The organism is Silvimonas iriomotensis (assembly GCF_014645535.1).
Classification (GTDB): domain Bacteria; phylum Pseudomonadota; class Gammaproteobacteria; order Burkholderiales; family Chitinibacteraceae; genus Silvimonas; species Silvimonas iriomotensis.
Window position 1 is genome coordinate 123,895 of the sequence record NZ_BMLX01000005.1, and the last position, 16,203, is coordinate 140,097.

Annotated in this window: 14 protein-coding genes; 6 read left to right on the plus strand and 8 right to left on the minus strand. The window is 60.3% G+C overall.

Annotated features, from left to right (window positions below):
* Positions 1-135: 135 nt before the first annotated feature.
* Positions 136-780 (minus strand): MliC family protein, encoded by a 645-nt coding sequence (locus tag IEX57_RS16435; protein WP_188705547.1) that lies wholly within the window; start codon positions 778-780, stop codon positions 136-138.
* A 158-nt stretch (positions 781-938) separates the two neighbouring features.
* Here IEX57_RS16435 and IEX57_RS16440 point away from each other — a divergent pair, with 158 nt between their 5' ends.
* On the plus strand, positions 939-1,535 hold the full coding sequence (locus IEX57_RS16440; protein WP_188705549.1) for an NAD(P)H-dependent oxidoreductase: 597 nt from the start codon (positions 939-941) through the stop codon (positions 1,533-1,535).
* A 21-nt stretch (positions 1,536-1,556) separates the two neighbouring features.
* Complete coding sequence (locus IEX57_RS16445; protein ID WP_188705550.1) at positions 1,557-1,865, plus strand: putative quinol monooxygenase; 309 nt, start codon at positions 1,557-1,559, stop codon at positions 1,863-1,865.
* A 24-nt stretch (positions 1,866-1,889) separates the two neighbouring features.
* Here the strand turns inward: IEX57_RS16445 and IEX57_RS16450 are convergent, their stop codons facing one another.
* Complete coding sequence (locus tag IEX57_RS16450) at positions 1,890-2,558, minus strand: HAD-IA family hydrolase (RefSeq protein ID WP_188705553.1); 669 nt, start codon at positions 2,556-2,558, stop codon at positions 1,890-1,892.
* A gap of 161 nt (positions 2,559-2,719) precedes the next feature.
* The gene (locus IEX57_RS16455) at positions 2,720-3,763 is read right to left on the minus strand and encodes a BamA/TamA family outer membrane protein (RefSeq protein ID WP_229709070.1); all 1,044 of its coding nucleotides are present in this window, start codon (positions 3,761-3,763) and stop codon (positions 2,720-2,722) included.
* 295 nt (positions 3,764-4,058) lie between these two features.
* Here IEX57_RS16455 and IEX57_RS16460 point away from each other — a divergent pair, with 295 nt between their 5' ends.
* A complete protein-coding gene (locus IEX57_RS16460; RefSeq protein WP_188705556.1) occupies positions 4,059-4,274 on the plus strand; it encodes a hypothetical protein in 216 nt (71 codons plus the stop codon).
* Positions 4,275-4,465: 191 nt separating this feature from the next.
* The gene (locus IEX57_RS16465; protein WP_188705558.1) at positions 4,466-6,085 is read left to right on the plus strand and encodes a response regulator; all 1,620 of its coding nucleotides are present in this window, start codon (positions 4,466-4,468) and stop codon (positions 6,083-6,085) included.
* 85 nt (positions 6,086-6,170) lie between these two features.
* Here IEX57_RS16465 and IEX57_RS16470 read toward each other — a convergent pair whose 3' ends face one another.
* From IEX57_RS16470 to xylA, 5 genes are all read right to left on the minus strand, one after another.
* Positions 6,171-7,373 carry a sugar ABC transporter permease gene (locus IEX57_RS16470; protein WP_188705559.1) on the minus strand — a complete coding sequence of 401 codons (1,203 nt, stop codon included), beginning with the start codon at positions 7,371-7,373 and terminating at the stop codon, positions 6,171-6,173.
* Between the two features lie 56 nt (positions 7,374-7,429).
* Positions 7,430-8,977, minus strand: a complete 1,548-nt coding sequence (gene xylG, locus IEX57_RS16475; protein WP_188705561.1) for a D-xylose ABC transporter ATP-binding protein — start codon at positions 8,975-8,977, stop codon at positions 7,430-7,432.
* Positions 8,978-9,207: 230 nt separating this feature from the next.
* Entirely contained in the window at positions 9,208-10,227 is a 1,020-nt protein-coding gene (xylF, locus tag IEX57_RS16480; RefSeq protein WP_188689949.1) for a D-xylose ABC transporter substrate-binding protein, read from the minus strand.
* A 123-nt stretch (positions 10,228-10,350) separates the two neighbouring features.
* On the minus strand, positions 10,351-11,817 hold the full coding sequence (gene xylB, locus IEX57_RS16485; RefSeq protein WP_188705563.1) for a xylulokinase: 1,467 nt from the start codon (positions 11,815-11,817) through the stop codon (positions 10,351-10,353).
* A 367-nt stretch (positions 11,818-12,184) separates the two neighbouring features.
* Positions 12,185-13,504, minus strand: a complete 1,320-nt coding sequence (gene xylA / locus IEX57_RS16490; protein WP_188705565.1) for a xylose isomerase — start codon at positions 13,502-13,504, stop codon at positions 12,185-12,187.
* A gap of 211 nt (positions 13,505-13,715) precedes the next feature.
* On the opposite strand from xylA, the gene IEX57_RS16495 reads away from it, so the two are divergent.
* The gene (locus tag IEX57_RS16495) at positions 13,716-14,936 is read left to right on the plus strand and encodes a XylR family transcriptional regulator (protein ID WP_188705566.1); all 1,221 of its coding nucleotides are present in this window, start codon (positions 13,716-13,718) and stop codon (positions 14,934-14,936) included.
* A gap of 85 nt (positions 14,937-15,021) precedes the next feature.
* Positions 15,022-16,050 (plus strand): aldose epimerase family protein, encoded by a 1,029-nt coding sequence (locus IEX57_RS16500; RefSeq protein WP_188705568.1) that lies wholly within the window; start codon positions 15,022-15,024, stop codon positions 16,048-16,050.
* The last annotated feature ends 153 nt before the right edge of the window (positions 16,051-16,203 follow it).

Here is a 16,203-nt window from a genome sequence, read left to right on the forward strand (position 1 = left end):
TGCCGTTGCCTCCAATGCATTGTCATTATTTCGGTTAACGCGAATCTAACCCAAGCCCCGCCGCACGGCTACGTTCTCTCCCTGCAATGATGCACGGGTGGAACAAACCGGTGCATTTGCGCCCGCAAAGCACCCTTACGTGCTTGAAGCCGGGGTGTCGATAGTGCATTGGGCATCAGGCTGGCCGGGTTGTTGCAGCAATACGTCGGCGCCTTTGTTCCAGAGCGAAAACAGCCCGTCCTCCACCTTGAGTTCATAGTGCGCACCAGAGGCCGCCACCACTTGCGTCAGCACCAGCTTGTGCTCCGGCAAGGCGGCGTAGGCATAGCCCGCCCCCACCTGCACAAAAGCCGTCGGGATGGTGTCGTTGACGCCCGGGCAATGCATGGCAAATGGCCCGGTGCTGGTAGTGGCGCCGCTATTGCGGTGGGTGGCCGGGAAATCGGCCCGCAGTTCATAAATGCGGGTGACATAGCTGGCGGTGACGCAGGCGTCCAGATCATCGGCCTTCCAGCAATCATTGCGCCCCTTGATCCAGCCGCGCTGTACCTGCTTGAGTTGTTTGCGCGCGGTCTGGCTGGCGCTTTTATCGGTACCGGCCAGTTTGTACAGCCGGCTGGTTTCTTTATCCAGCGCGGCCAGATCATCACTGCCGCAAATGGCTTTTTCCACGGTGGTCGAAACACGGGCGCAATTGAAAGACGGTTTGGCAGCCAGCGCCAGGTGACTGAATAACAAGGCGATTGCGGCGGCACAGAACAAGATCGGACGGAGCGTCATGGCGTTTTTCCGGAAGGGTTATTGGCTGTTTTGTCATTCAAGCACGGTTTTTCCTTGACTGCCGGTCAACAGTTTCTTTCCAGCCACACGGTTTTTCTGCCCGCGCGTGACGGTTAGTCTGGCGGCCTTGAATCAAAACCAACACAGACAGGCACATCATGACCCGTTTTCTGATCATCAACGGCGGTAAACAGTTTGGCCATTCCGCCGGCGAACTCAATCGCACCCTGGCCGCATTTGCCGAGAAAACCCTGAAAGACTTCCAGTTTGAAGTCGAGACCACCTTCGTTGATGGCGGGTATGACGTTGAAGCCGAAATCGAAAAATTCCTGCGCGCCGATGTGGTGATCTACCAGATGCCCGGCTGGTGGATGGGCGCACCGTGGACGCTGAAAAAGTACATGGACGAAGTGTTCACCGCTGGCCACGGCCGCCTGTACGCCAGCGATGGCCGCAGCCGCAGCGATGCCAGCCTGAAATACGGTTCCGGCGGGCTGATTCAGGGCAAGCAGTACATGTTGTCGCTGACCTGGAACGCGCCGATGGAGGCGTTTACCGATCCGGCACAGTTCTTTGAAGGCGTGGGCGTGGATGGCGTTTATCTGCCGTTCCACAAGGCCAACCAGTTCCTGGGCATGTCACCCTTGCCCACGTTTATCTGCAATGATGTGATCAAGGCGCCCGCCGTTGCGGCGGATATCGACCGTTATTACGCGCATCTGGCCACTTTGTTTGCCCCGGCCAGTCGCGCCTGATCCTTGTTTGTGGAGAAACCCATGCTGACTGTTGTTGCCATCATCAAGGCCCGCCCGGGCCAGCGCGAGAAACTGCTGGAGGCGTTTGCGAAGATCATCCCTGCGGTGCTGCAGGAAGAAGGCTGCGGCGCCTACGCGCCCATGGTCGATGCCGTGACGCAGGCCGCCTTCCAGACGACCTCGCCCGACACCGTGTTCATGCTGGAACAATGGGAAACCATTGCGCATCTGGAGGCGCATATGACCGCGCCGCATATGCTGACGCACCGTGAAGCGACCAAAGACCTGGTCGAAGGCGCGTCCATCCACATCCTCACGCCGGGGCTGTAAACACCCGCCCCGGCTGGCCGGCGGTCAGTCTTGCGTCATCAGGCTCAGGCTGCCATCGGTATTCACTGCCACGCTCAAGGCTTCATAGCCCGGCACGCGGGTGTGGGCGGTGTCCATGGGGTGGCTGTGGGTGGCGGTGATCACCACCACCGTCGCCCCTGCGGCTTCAGCGCCGGCAATCCCCGCCGGCGCATCTTCAAACACCACGCAATGCGCCGGGTTCACGCCCAGCTTGCGCGCGCCCAGTTCAAAGCAATCCGGCGCCGGCTTGCCGTGGCTTACGTCTTCACCGCACACCATCAGCGGCGGCATGGGCAAACCGGCAGCGGCGATCCGTTTTTCTGCCAGTTCACGCGTGGCCGAGGTCACCACGGCCCAGCGGTCTTTGGGCAGCGATGCCAGAAACTTCGCCACACCGGCAATCGGCTCGATGCCTTCCAGGTAATCGATCTCGCCCTGCAGGATCTTCGCGGCCTCGGCTTCTTCATCAATGCCGGGCAGTTGCTGTTTTCTGATGGTCTCGATCGCCCGGACACCATGGATGGTCGGCAGGAAGGTAGCGACATCCAGCCCGTGCTCGCGCGCCCAGTCACCCCAGACTTTTTCTGCGGCGGCGATCGAACTGAGGATGGTGCCATCCATATCAAACAGGAAGGCGGAGAAAGTACGAGGGAACAGCGGTTGCGTGGACATGATGACTCGTCGGGAAGTGGCACGGGAACGGCACGCGGGTATTCTGGTTGTTGCGGTGCCGCAGGACAGATTATGTCATAGCGACGCGGCGTGATGTGCCGGGGCGCTGGATTGCCCATCCACCTGGCCAGCACGCCACCGCTCTGCTCCCCAAACCCGTTCTAGCGCCATGCGCTCCCCACCTGGATATACCAGGCGTTCTGATCCTTGCTGTGGGCCACGTCAATCCCCACACCCAGCCCCAGCTTGCGTGCGATCAGGTAACGGAACCCGACGCCGCCTGAGACCGGGCTTTCTGCGTCATCCCACGTATGCCATTTCCCCCAGGCGCGGCCGGCCCCGACAAAACCCAGCGCGGCCCAGCGTTCGGTCACATTCCAGCGCAGCTCGGTCTCGACCACTGCGGTGTTTTTGTCCTGATAGCGGCCCTTTTGCACGCCGCGCAAATCAATGAAAGGCTGCGCGTAAAACGGGACATCGCCGCTGGTGGCCTGGGCCTGGCCGCGCAGACCCAGCACCCAGGTATTGCCAAACGGAATCCACTTGTAGACGCGGGCGTCGTAGGTATCAAAATCCTGCGAGCTGCCCCACGCATCGCGGGCGTACTGGGCTTCAATTTCAGAGTAAGTACCGCTGCTGGGCCAGAAAATATTGTCGCGCGAGTCGTAATCCACCACCGCGCCCAATTTGCTGATGGTGACGTCTTTTTCAAAGCCGCCCAGTTCGGTGGCGATCTGGCCGGTAAACTGGGTATTGGCTTTCAGATAGGTATAACGCGGGCCGATAAACCAGTGGCTGTCCAGGACCTTGAACAGCACCTGTTGCACCAGAAAATCGCCATCCAGTTTGTAGGAACGGGCAAAATCCAGCGCGCCAAAGTAGTCGGTTTTGACATCCACCTTGGCCAGCGCGCCCAGATAGCGGATGCGGTCGCCATCCCAACTGTGAAAGTGAAACAGCCCGGCGCCCCAGGTGCCGTTTTCAGTCCCGAATGCCCCGACACCGGTGATATTGGGCGGCGCCATGCTACCGGTTTTTCTGGCCTCTTCACTGGCCTCTGCCATGGATTTGTCAAAGAACAGCAGCGCCATCCCGCCACCGTAGCCAATGGCCGGTTCGGTAATCACCGCCGGCACCGGCAAGAAGCCCTTCTGGTTCAACAGATAGTCGCTCATATCGAACGCGCCATCTTCAGGATCGTGCATGGCATTCCAGTCAAATGCGCTGGCACACGGCGCAATCATCAAGGCCAGGACACCCTGGCAAACCTGCCGCAAACAACCTGATCTGGATACGCGCACGCTCTTTCCGCCCTGGCTATGCCATTGATATGTGCATTCAGCATAGGAACAGTTGTCATCAAGCGCAGGTTTACCTTGTATCGGCAGCGCCTTGCAGTACGGCATGCGCCTACGCGCTTATCAGCCACGCCCCGGCTGTGAGAAGGCGCTGACAGGCACAGGCTGGATGTTGCCGGAATATTTTGCAGAGGGGCCGTGCATGAACCCGTCCTTGAAAACCGTCTCGGTGACCGAAGTGGAAAACGCCATCGCCAACGCGCTCAGCGATTTGCTGAACGGCCATGTGATCGTCGCGGTCCACAATATGCAGTTCAAGCGTGAAGGCTTGTTTGACTCTGCCAGTCATGCCGATTTCACCGTCTCTGCCAGCTTCAAGCGCTGGCCGGATGCAGACACGCCAGAGATACCGATCTAGTTTCAGTCGCTGACACGGCCTTAAGAATGTCGATATGCCGCTGTCAGACTACCATTTGTCGCCCACTTATCCTGACCACCCCGGTCAGCGCGGGTATTCCGGCAAACGGCCTTGAAATGCTGCATTGCTGCGGGCTAACTTGACTCTACAGTTACAAATCAAACCAAATTTGTGCCTTACGGAGTCCCGCTTTGGGCCGCATTCTGATTGCCGATGCTTCGCCGCAATTTCGCCAGGCGCTTGTCCAGATGGTGAGCCTGGAAGGCCACCATATCGTGGCGCAAGCCAGCGACGCGCGTACCTTGTTTGATCAGGTCAGCAAAGAGCGGCCCGATCTTGTCATCATCGAGTTGACGCTCCCTGCGCTGGGCGGCGTGGATGGTCTGCGCTGCATTTGCGCCTTGTGCGCTTCTGCCCGCATTCTGATGTACACCACGCAACCTGCCCGCCATTTTGCCCTGCGTTGTGCCCAGGCCGGTGCCAGCGGTTATGTCAGCAAATTTGCCGGGGCCCGCGCCTTGCGGCTGGGGGTGCGGACCGTGCTGCAAGGCCGGCGCGCGTTTCCGGAAGCGCCCGCCGTCAAGGTGGCCGACAGCGCAGCACGGCTGGACAGTCTATCCGGGCTGGATATCGCAATCATGCAGATGCTGGCGGCGGGTTACTCCAGTGTCGAGATCAGCGAACAACTGGCGACAGACCGGCAGAATGTGAACCAGTGCAAACATCGCTTGCTGGAGAAGTTCGGCCTGGAAACCCTGGCCGGCCTGATCGACCTGACGCAAGCGCACGGGCTGGATCTGGGCAGCAGCCTGCGCTGCGACAACAGCAATGTCAGCAGCATGGAGAACCTGCATCTGCTGCGGGCCATGATCGAATCCTCGCCCAATGCCATGTTCCTGCGTGACCGGGAAGGTCGTCTGGCCTTGTGCAACCCGCGCTTCATGGAGCTTTACGCCGCCGCGCTGGCCGATCCGGATTACGCCGCCGATGAAGCCACCTGGTTTGATCCCGCCCTGCAGGCGCATGTCAGTGCGCATTACCAGATGCAAATGCAAACCGGCCGTACCACCGCGGTCGACACCCATGTCCACCTCAATGGTTCGTTGCGCTCGCTGCATGTCTGGTGCAACCCCGTGCGCAACGCGTCCGGGGAAATCCAGGGCGCCATTGGCGGGCTGATCGACTTTACCGACCGCGCCCATGGCGTACCCCGCCTGACCGGCCCCGCTGGCAGTACCCAGGCGCAGTCGCCGGCCGATAGTTACACCACCTTCAAGAACACCACGGCCGATACCGTGGTCAGCGGGCAGACCCGCGTGGTCAATCTGGTCGAAGCCAGTTCACGGCTCTACCGGACGATTCTTGAACTCTCTGAGCTGATCCGGCTGGGCACCAGTACGCCAGTGCCCCTGCCCGATCAGGTGGTGTCCTTGCATGGCGTGGTGCATCACTGGCAAAAAGCCTACCGCGCCGCGCCGTGGGCCTCTACTTTTGATCTGCGGCGCGTGGTGGTGGATGAAATCTGGATGGATGGCACGCGTCTGGGGCAGTTGCTGGACAAACTGGCCCAGGTGGCCGCACATCCGGCGCACCTGACCATTGTCAGCCAGCCACAACCGCAGACCACTGCGCGCATCACCATCACCGCCAAGGCGGGGCTGACCACGCATACCGGTGGCGATATCGCTGTCACGCTGGCATTGATCCAGGCACTGGCCCACTCGCTGGGCGGCGTGCTGCATATGGAGCGCACGGGGCATCTGGCGGTAACGCTGGCGGCCGCCGTGGCCCGGCCAGCCAAAGTGGCTTGAAGCCGGGTCAGGTAGTGCTGGCCGCAGCAAACAAAAAGCCGGCGCAAACGCGCCGGCCTTTTGATGAATCTACATATCTGCCGGTTCAGCGGCTGCTACCGCGCGATACGACGTCGATCCACACCGCCAGCAGCAAGATGGTGCCCTTGACGATCATCTGCCAGAACGAGTCCACGTCCAGCATCGACATGCCGTTATCCAGGCTGGCCATGACCAGCGCACCAATCAGCGCGCCGTGCACCGTGCCCACGCCACCGCGCATGGAGGTCCCGCCAATGAAACACGCGGCGATAGCGTCCAGCTCACCCATCGACCCGGCCGATGGCGAGCCGGCGGCCAGACGCGCCGTATTCACCACGCCGGCAAACGCACACATCAAACCCATCAGCGCAAAAATGGCCAGCTTCACGCCGCGCACATTCACGCCAGACAAACGTGTGGCTTCCATATTGCTGCCCACGGCGTAGATGCGGCGGCCAAACACGGTCTGCGTGGCCATGTAGGTGAACAGCGCCAGCAGCACCATCAGCAGCAGCACGGGGATGGGAATGCCATCGTAGGCATTGAGCACGCGCACAAAACCCAGGATCACCAGGCCAGCCACCACCACGCGTGAGACATCACGCCACAGCGGCGCTACCGGCAGGCCGTAACGCACGTTGTTCATGCGGCTGCGCCAGGTGACGACACCGGCAATGACAAAGATGACCACGCCCATCAGGTCACCCCACAAAGTGGGCAGATAACCCTGGCCAAGGTAAACCAGTTGTTCGGATACCGGCGCAATGGTCGAGCCGCCCGTCACGCCCAGCAGCACGCCGCGGAACGCCAGCATGCCCGCCAGACCGACAATGAACGACGGTACGCGCAGATAGGCAGCCCAGTAGCCATTGAACAAGCCCACCAGCAAGCCCAGACCGCACACGATGGCCAGATTGCCGGCCAGCGGCATGTGGTAATGCACATCCAGCACTGCGGCTACACCACCCAGCAAGCCCAGCAAAGAGCCGACGGAGAGGTCGATCTCGCCCGAGATGATGACGAACACCATGGCGCTGGCCAGCATGCCGGTGATCGACATCTGCCGCAGCAGGTTAGAGATATTGCGCGGCGTCAGATAGCCGCCTTCGGTTTTCCAGGCAAAAAACGCCCAGATCAGTGCAATGGCGATCAGCAAAGCCAGAATCTTGTTCTGGCTGAACAACTGCTTGACGCCAGGAAAGCCACGCGCGGGTTGGTCCTGACCCGGCAGGCTGGTGGTTGCGGCAACGGCGCCGGACTTGATCATTGCGAACTCCTCGTCTTTCTGTGTCTTGTCACCCGCCCATGGGCGGGCGCTGTTCATCACGCGGCTTCAGGGATCACTGCATCAATGGGTTTGAGTGCGGCGGCCAGCACCTGCTCTTGCGTCAGGCCTTCATTGCTGAACTCGCCACGCAATTCGCCCTCGCCCATGACCAGCACCCGGTCGCTCACGCCCAGCACTTCGGCCAGTTCGCTAGAAACCATGATGATGCTGATGCCCTGGCGTGCCAGATCAAACATCAGTTTGTAGATTTCATACTTGGCGCCCACATCCACGCCGCGGGTGGGTTCATCCAGAATCAGGATGTCGGGCTTGGGCTGCAGCATTTTGGCCAGCACCACTTTTTGCTGGTTACCACCAGACAAACCGGTGATCTGCAGATGCGGGCTGGCGGTCTTGATGCGCAACCGGCCGATCTCGTGCATGACGGTTTTCAGCTCGGCGCTTTTATCAATGCGGCCCAGATGCGTGTACTGGCCCAGCACCGGCAGCGAGATATTCCAGCCCACGCCGAACTCCGGCACGATGCCGTGATGCTTGCGGTCTTCCGGCACCATGCAGATGCCATGGCGGATGGCTTTTTCCGGGGTGGAGACATCCACCACCTTGCCATTGATGCTGACCGTGCCTTCAGACTTGCCGCGCCACGCGCCAAACAGCGCGCTCACGAGTTCGGTACGGCCGGCGCCGACAAGGCCGGCGATCCCCAGGATTTCACCTTTGCGCAGGCTGAACGAGACATTCTTGACCTTGCGCCGCTGCGGGTTGCTGACGTCGTAGCAGGTGATGTTGCTGGCTTCCAGCACCACCTCGCCGATCTCGTGCGGTTCACGCGGGTAGAGGTTGGCAATGTCGCGGCCGACCATCATCGAGATAATCCGGTCCACCGACATGGTGCTCATCGGCTGCGTGCCGATGTGTGTGCCGTCACGGATCACGCTGATGGTGTCGCAGATTTCCGCCACTTCATCGAGCTTGTGCGAGATATAAACACACGCCACACCGCGCGCTTTCAGACCCTTGATGATGTTCAGCAGCACGCGGATTTCTGCCGTGGTGAGCGAGGACGAAGGCTCATCCAGGATCAGCAGCTTTGCTTGCTTGTTGAGCGCCTTGGCGATCTCCACCAGTTGCTGCTGCCCGCCGCCGTAGACCGATACCGGCAAGGCCACGTTCACATCGGGCATTTCCAGTTCTTTCATCAGCGCCTGGGCGCGCTGGTGCATGGCGGCGTAGTTCAGACGCCCGCCCGGCAGGGTGATCTCATTGCCCAGGAAAATGTTCTCGGTGACCGACAGTTCCGGCACCAGCATCAGTTCCTGGTGGATGATGACAATGCCGGCTTCTTCGGTTTCACGAATGGTGTGCGCGGCCAGCGGCTGGCCTTGCCAGAGGATTTCGCCCTCCCATGTGCCGTGCGGATAAACGGCAGAGAGCACTTTCATCAGCGTGGATTTGCCGGCGCCGTTCTCGCCGCACAGGCCCACACATTCGCCGGCCCGCACCCGCAAATCAATGCCGTCCAGCGCTTTCACGCCAGCGAAGGATTTGCGGATATTGCGCATTTCCAGCAGGTATTCAGACATACCAGTTTCCCGATGACTCAAACCAGTTCAACAAGCAGGGCAAACCGGGAAAGCTGGCGCTTTCTGGTTTGCCCTGGCATTCCACCGCCCGCCCCCTGGTCGTTTCATGGCCGGCCAGGTGGCGGTCAGCGCGTGGGCAAGGGCCCAGTGGCAAGGTATGTCCGCGCAGACGGTACACGTTGTACGGCACGCGGACATCACCCGGCCAACGGGCCTTGCCGGCCCGCTGATTATTGGGCGGCCAGTTGAGCTTGAGTGTAGAACCCGTCCTTCACCAGGATGTCAGCAGCGTTGTCTTTGGTCAGCATGGTCGGCTTGAGCAAGATGGTGTTGACCTTCTTCTTGCCGTTATCCAGCTGGGTATCAAACTTCACCGGCTTGTCCTGCACCAGGTTGATCGTCAGTTGCGCAGCTTCGGTGGCGATCAGCTTGAGCGGCTTGTAGACGGTCATGGCCTGAGTACCACCAATCACGCGCTTCACAGCAGCCAGGTCAGCATCCTGACCGGATACCGGTACCTTGCCAGCCAGCTTTTGTGCGGCCAGGGCCTGGATAGCGCCACCGGCAGTGCCATCGTTGGAGGCCACAATCGCGTCAATCTTGTTCTGGTTGGCGGTCAGTGCGTCTTCAACAATGTTCAGGGCCTTTTGCGGGCTCCATTCATCGACCCATTGCTGGCCGACAATCTTGATGTCGCCCTTGTCGATGTACGGCTTGAGTACCTTCATCTGACCGTCACGCAGCATGCGGGCGTTGTTGTCGGTCGGGGCGCCGCCCAGGAGGTAGAAGTTGCCCTTGTTCTTGAACTTGAGCACGCCTTCAGCCTGCATTTCACCCACTTTGGTGTTGTCGAAGGTGATGTAGGCGTCGATGTCGGCATCGTTGATCAGACGGTCATACGCCACCACCTTGATACCGGCTTTCTTGGCTTCAGCGATCGTGTTGGTCAGTACCTTGCCGTTGAACGGCACGATCACGATGGCGTCCACACCGCGCGAGATCAGGTTTTCGATTTGCGAAATCTGGCGTTGCTCGCTGGCATCGGCCGATTGCACAAACACCTTGGCACCTTGCTTTTCAGCTGCGGCAACAAAGAAATCACGATCGCGCGCCCAGCGTTCCACGCGCAGATCATCAATAGAGAAACCGATAACAGGCTTGTCCTTGCTGGCGTGTGCGGCCGGGGCGGCAAACAGCATCACCGAGGTCAGTGTGCTGGCGAGCAGGGTCGTAATCAATCTGGCTTTCATGGTGACTCCTCAGTTCATTTAGTTGTGGGCAAAACGTTTACTGGGGCGGCGTTGCAGTTGCAAACACCGTATTGCCTTGGTACTTCCTCCTGCCATCTGGCCTGCTACAACAGCGCAGCCGGCTCAGAACAGCGGTTCCACAGCCCGATACAACGTGGCAAAGCGGGCGCGGCGCGGCGACAGCCACGTCGTGCGTTTTGCATCGGGGGTAAAGCGGCCCGTTACCGGTGGTACCGGGCAAACTTGTGCGATATCGGCAGCGGGGTCGATCGCCAGATGCGCCAGCCGCGCCGCACCCAGCGCCGGGCCGACTTCGCCGCCTTCGCGGCACACCAGCTCGCGGCCCAGCACGTCGGCCAGCATCTGCACCCAATAGCCGCTGCGCGAGCCGCCGCCGATCACGGTGACTTCTTCCGGCACCACGCCGGTGGCTTCCAGCGCATCGACACCATCGGCCAGACCAAAAGCAACGCCTTCGAGCGTGGCATTGGCCATGTCGGCGGGCGTGGTGGCGGCGGTCAGGCCAAAGAAAGCGCCTTGCGCGGCCGGATTGTTATGCGGCGTGCGCTCCCCCGTCAGGTACGGCAAGAACAGCGGCGTGCGCGCATCCAGGCCACGCCCTTCAGCGGCTTGCAGCATGGCCGGCACGTCGGCGTAACCGGTGAGTTGCGCGGTGAAATCAAGGCAGGACGCGGCAGAGAGCATCACCGACATCAAATGCCAGGTGCCTGGCAGTGCGTGGCAAAAGCTGTGCACGGCGCGCTGCGGGTTGGCGCGAAAACCGTCCGACGCCGCAAAGTAAACGCCGGATGTGCCCAGCGAGAGCATGGCCTGGCCCGGGGCGACGATGCCCGCGCCAATGGCGCCGGCTGCGTTGTCGCTGGCACCGGCCACCACCGGCACACTGCGCAGACCCCAGCGCGCGGCCAGTTCCGGCTTGAGCTGACCGGTAATCTGGTTGCCTTCAAACAATTGCGGCATGTGCGCGCGGGTGAGACCGGTGGCAGCCAGAATCTCATCGCTCCAGTCGCGCTTGCCGACATCCAGCCACAGCGTGCCGGCGGCATCAGACAGGTCGGTCGCAAAATTGCCGCTCAGGCAATAGCGCAGGTAATCCTTGGGCAGCAAGACGGTGGCGACCTGCTTGAAAACGTCGGGTTCGTGTTCTGCCACCCACAGCAATTTGGGCGCGGTAAAGCCGGGCATCATCAAATTGCCGGTAATCTGGCGCGATTGCGGCACGCGCTTTTCCAGCGCAGCGCACTGGGCAAACGCGCGGCCGTCGTTCCACAGCATGGCCGGGCGCAACACCTGGCCTGCGGCATCAAGTAGTGTGGCGCCATGCATCTGGCCAGTCAGGCCAATGGCTTCAATATCGCTGGCAACAATGCCTTCTTTGGCGGCCAGCGCCAGCACGGCGGGAATGGCTGTTTCGCATGCGGCCCACCAGTCGGCCGGGCTTTGTTCAGACCACAAGGGTTGCGGGCGCGATACCGTGAGCGGCGCGCTGGCGCTGGCTCTGACGGTGCCGGCGCGGTCCAGCACAATGGCTTTCAGGCTGGAAGTGCCCAGATCAATACCAATAAACATCGTGACTCCTGCACCAGACCGGTGCAATTCATTCATGACAATCAGGTGGACACAGGTTCTGCTTGTAGTCGGTTTCGGACAATTACAAAATCTGCCGAAGCCGATGACGTTTTTTCAGCAGAAAATCCCGTTTGAAATCAAACACAAAATCGCCAGACAAAAGAAAGGCGCCGCGGAATGTTCCGCAGCGCCAATGCTGCCAGCGCCGTAGTTGCCCACAGCGGCAAACAGCAAGCGAGGAAGGCCGTCATCGGCCCGATCTGCACGCCCCGCGAGCATGGGGTCAGGCGCGGCATGCATAACAGATGTGGCGGTGTGCGCCGGCCAAAGCCACTGTTGCGTGACCTGGCCTGCGCAGCTGCTCAAATCAGCCGTAGATGTAACGGTTGACGATGTTTTCCAGATGCTCCTGGCGCCCGCTCACGTGTTTAGGCGAGATGTTGTGCGACAACGCCCACTTGGCCACGTCTTCCAGCGATTGCTGGCCGGCCAGCACTTGCTGGCCAAAGTCGCCATTCCAGCCGGCGTAACGCTGGTCTTTCAGTTCAGCCAGGGTGTCTTTCTCGATCATCTTCGCGGCACGCTTGAGCGCCAGCGCCAGCACATCCATGGCGCCGATATGGCCGATGAACAGGTCTTCCAGATCAGAGCTTTGACGACGCACCTTGGCATCAAAGTTAAAGCCGCCATTGGTGAAACCGCCGCCCTTCAGGATCTCGTACATGGCCAGCGTCATTTCTTCCACGCTGTTGGGGAACTGGTCGGTATCCCAGCCGTTTTGCGGATCACCGCGGTTGGCATCGATCGAACCCATGATGCCCAGCGAGACCGCCGTGGCAATTTCATGCTGGAACGAGTGACCGGCCAGGGTGGCATGGTTGGCTTCGATATTGACCTTGATTTCCTTTTCCAGACCGAAGTCCTTGAGGAAGCCATACACCGTAGCGCTGTCGTAGTCGTACTGGTGCTTGGTCGGCTCTTGCGGCTTGGGTTCGATCAGGATGGTGCCCTTGAAGCCCAGCTTGTGCTTGTGCTCCACCACCATCTGCATGAAGCGGCCCAGTTGGGCGCGTTCACGCTTCAGGTCAGTGTTCAGGAGCGTTTCGTAACCTTCGCGACCGCCCCACAGCACATAGTTGGCGCCGCCCAGACGGTGTGTCGCGCCCATGGCGTTGAACACTTGCGTGGCCGCGTAGGCAAAGACTTCCGGGTTCGGGTTGGTGGCAGCACCGGCGGCATAGCGCGGGTTGCTGAACACGTTGGCGGTACCCCACAGCAGCTTCAGGCCGGTTTCGGCTTGCTTTTGCTCCAGGTAATCGACCATCTGCTTGAAGTTTTCCACGTACTCGTGAATGGAGTTGCCTTCAGAGACAACGTCGCAATCGTGGAAGGTATAGAACGGGACAGAGAGCTTGGAGAAAAACTCGAATGCGGCGTCCGCCTTGCCCTTGGCCACGGAAATGGCATCGCCGCTGCGGAACCATGGGCGCTCGAACACGCCCGGGCCGAAGACGTCGGAGCCCGGCCAGCAGAAGGTGTGCCAGTAGCACACGGCCAGACGCAAGTGCTCGGCCATGGTTTTGCCCAGCACGACTTCATCCGGGTTGTAGTGCCGGAAAGCAAACAGGTTGTCGGATTGCGGACCTTCAAAACGGACCTTGCCGACGTTGGCAAAGACTTCAGCCATATGCGTAACTCCAGGTGATCTGACGATGAACGAGGCAAATGCTAGGACTTGTAGTCGTCATGCCACAATTACGAAATCGGCCAGCGACATTGCCATTTTTTGGCAAGGGGATGCGCCCTGAAGCGGCGCAAATTACAATCCATCTCATACTTTGAAACCGTTTCCGGGCCGTTGTTTGCACCACATTGGCGCAGCCACTCAAGGACACAGCATGAACCACCCCAGTCAGGCAGATCGCAGCGGCAAGGCGCCGCACCGCATTGCGCTTCTGTTCAATGCCAACAAGATTTATGACCGCGAAGTAATTACCGGCATTGGCGAATACCTGCGCTCTACCCGCGTGGCCTGGGATCTGTTTCTGGAAGAAGACTTCCGCTGCCGGCTCTCCGGTATCGAGCACTGGCAAGGCGACGGCATCATTGCCGACTTTGACGACCCCGCCGTGGCCGAGACGCTGAGCCGCAGCCCGCTGCCGGTGGTGGCTGTGGGCAGTTCCTATCAGGATGAAGCCGACTACCCGAGCGGCGTGCCCTACGTGGCCACCGACAATTTCAAGCTGGTACGCCTGGCGCACGATCATCTGATTGATGTGGGTCTGGAACGCTTTGCCATGTACAGCCTGCCGGAGTCCCCGGTAAACCGCTGGGCGCAGGAGCGTGAGAAGGCGTTTATCAAACTGGCCGGCGCAGATGCCCCCATCAACCGCGGCCTGGCCACCTCGCCCGATGGCTGGAACGGCGCCAGCGAGCGCCTGATGAGCTGGCTCAACGCCCTGCCCAAGCCGGTCGGGATCATCGCCGTGACCGATGCCCGCGCCCGCCATTTGCTGCAAGCCTGCCTGACCGCCGGGATTGCGGTGCCCGAAGAAGTGGCCATCATCGGCATCGACAATGATCCGCTGACCCGCAATCTGAACCGCATTCCGCTCAGTTCCGTGGCGCAAGGGTGCGAGGAAATGGGCCGCACCGCCGCCCACATGCTGCACCAGATGCTGAACGGTGCGCGCCTTGGCAACACCCGCATTCTGGTGCCGCCGGTGGGTATCAACGTGCTGGCCTCCAGCCAGTACCAGCCGCTCTCCAGCCCGTATGTGATGCGGGCGCGGCATTACATCCGCCAGTACGCCTGCCAGGGCATCAAGACCGAACAGGTGGCCGATTACGTCGGCGTCTCGCGCTCATCGCTGGAAAGCTATTTCCGGCGGGAACTGGGCTACACGGTGCACCAGGAAATTCTGCTGTTCAAACTGGAAAAAGCGCGCGAAATGCTGCTGCAGGGCGAACTCTCTACCAGCGAAATCGCCATCCGCTGTGGCTTTACCTCGTTGCAGTATCTGCATGCCGTGTTCAAACGCGAACTCGGTTGCACCCCGCGCGAATTCTACGATCGCAGCAAAGATGCCCGCGGCGTGCCGCCGGTGGTCACGCTGTAACAACGCACACAGAATCAGGGCCGGCACGTGTCTGGCCATCAACAAAAACAAAAACAGCGCTTTACGCTTTATCCGCGGAGATTGAATGTCCATTTTGCCTATCCAGACCACCCCCTGGGATAACGGCGCCAGCTTGTTTACGCTGCGCAATTCCCACGATATGCGCGTGGTGGTGACTGATGTCGGTGCGTCGCTGGTGTCCTGGTACGCACCCGACCGGGCGGGCCGCATGGCTGATGTCTTGCTGGGCTACGGCGACGCCGCCGGTTACCTGGACGGCAGCGGCTTTTTTGGTAGCGTGGCCGGCCGCTGGGCCAACCGTATCAAGGGCGCTCGTTTCAATATCGACGGCCAGGAATTCAGCCCGGATGCCAATGAAGGCGCCAACCATCTGCATGGTGGCTTTGCCGGGTTTCATAACCAGCGCTGGCAAGCGCATGTCTCGCTGGACTCCTTGCGCCTGTCTTTGATCTCGCCGGATGGTGCGGGCGGGTTCCCTGGCAATTTGCGGGTCGAAGTCGATTACCGGCTGGACGACACCGGCACGCTGACCATTGCCTACGCCGCCGCCACCGACGCCCCTACCCCGCTGAATCTGACCAGCCACGCGTATTTCAACCTGTCCGGTGGCGAGTCCGACGTGCGCGACCACTTGCTGTCGATCAACGCCGATCAGTATCTGGCCATTGATGACGAATCCATCCCCGTCGCCACCGTGCCGGTTGCGGGCTCGCCATTTGATTTTCGTACCGCAGCACCGGTCGGCACCCGCCTTGACTGGCCTGATGAGCAACTGACCGTGGCCAGCGGCTTTGATCATTGTTATGTCTTGAACGGCGAGCCGGGTGTGTTGCGGGATGTCGCCACCTTGTATGACCCGGGCAGCGGGCGTGAAATGGTGACCTCTACCACCGAACGCGGTCTGCAGTTGTACACCGGCAACTTTCTGGATGGCATGAAAGGCCGCCGCGCCTGGCAAGCACGTGATGGCCTGTGCCTTGAGGCGCAGCGCTTTCCCAATCAGATCAATTCTGAAGATGCGGAGCTGGTGATATTGCGGCCCGGTAAAATCTATCGGCAAGTCACTACCTATCGCCTGGGTGTGCGCAATTAAGCCATGGCACTTACCAGAAAAAGCCGCATTCAACGCGGCTTTTTATTTTTTATTTTCTATTCATCCCGATGCATGTACTGAGTCCGTTTTTTATGATCAGCAATTCACCTGATTGCAGTAATTGGGCATAAAACCATGACGCCGATTTTGCGG

What these genes read in the sequence shown, in the direction of transcription:
- IEX57_RS16470 (WP_188705559.1), bottom strand. Translation starts at nt 7,373, where the DNA reads ATGATCAAGTCCGGCGCCGTTGCCGCAACCACCAGCCTGCCGGGTCAG.
- IEX57_RS16455 (WP_229709070.1), bottom strand. Translation starts at nt 3,763, where the DNA reads ATGCACGATCCTGAAGATGGCGCGTTCGATATGAGCGACTATCTGTTG.
- IEX57_RS16500 (WP_188705568.1), top strand. Translation starts at nt 15,022, where the DNA reads ATGTCCATTTTGCCTATCCAGACCACCCCCTGGGATAACGGCGCCAGC.
- IEX57_RS16435 (WP_188705547.1), bottom strand. Translation starts at nt 780, where the DNA reads ATGACGCTCCGTCCGATCTTGTTCTGTGCCGCCGCAATCGCCTTGTTA.
- IEX57_RS16495 (WP_188705566.1), top strand. Translation starts at nt 13,716, where the DNA reads ATGAACCACCCCAGTCAGGCAGATCGCAGCGGCAAGGCGCCGCACCGC.
- IEX57_RS16460 (WP_188705556.1), top strand. Translation starts at nt 4,059, where the DNA reads ATGAACCCGTCCTTGAAAACCGTCTCGGTGACCGAAGTGGAAAACGCC.
- IEX57_RS16450 (WP_188705553.1), bottom strand. Translation starts at nt 2,558, where the DNA reads ATGTCCACGCAACCGCTGTTCCCTCGTACTTTCTCCGCCTTCCTGTTT.
- IEX57_RS16445 (WP_188705550.1), top strand. Translation starts at nt 1,557, where the DNA reads ATGCTGACTGTTGTTGCCATCATCAAGGCCCGCCCGGGCCAGCGCGAG.
- xylG (WP_188705561.1), bottom strand. Translation starts at nt 8,977, where the DNA reads ATGTCTGAATACCTGCTGGAAATGCGCAATATCCGCAAATCCTTCGCT.
- xylA (WP_188705565.1), bottom strand. Translation starts at nt 13,504, where the DNA reads ATGGCTGAAGTCTTTGCCAACGTCGGCAAGGTCCGTTTTGAAGGTCCG.
- IEX57_RS16440 (WP_188705549.1), top strand. Translation starts at nt 939, where the DNA reads ATGACCCGTTTTCTGATCATCAACGGCGGTAAACAGTTTGGCCATTCC.
- xylF (WP_188689949.1), bottom strand. Translation starts at nt 10,227, where the DNA reads ATGAAAGCCAGATTGATTACGACCCTGCTCGCCAGCACACTGACCTCG.
- xylB (WP_188705563.1), bottom strand. Translation starts at nt 11,817, where the DNA reads ATGTTTATTGGTATTGATCTGGGCACTTCCAGCCTGAAAGCCATTGTG.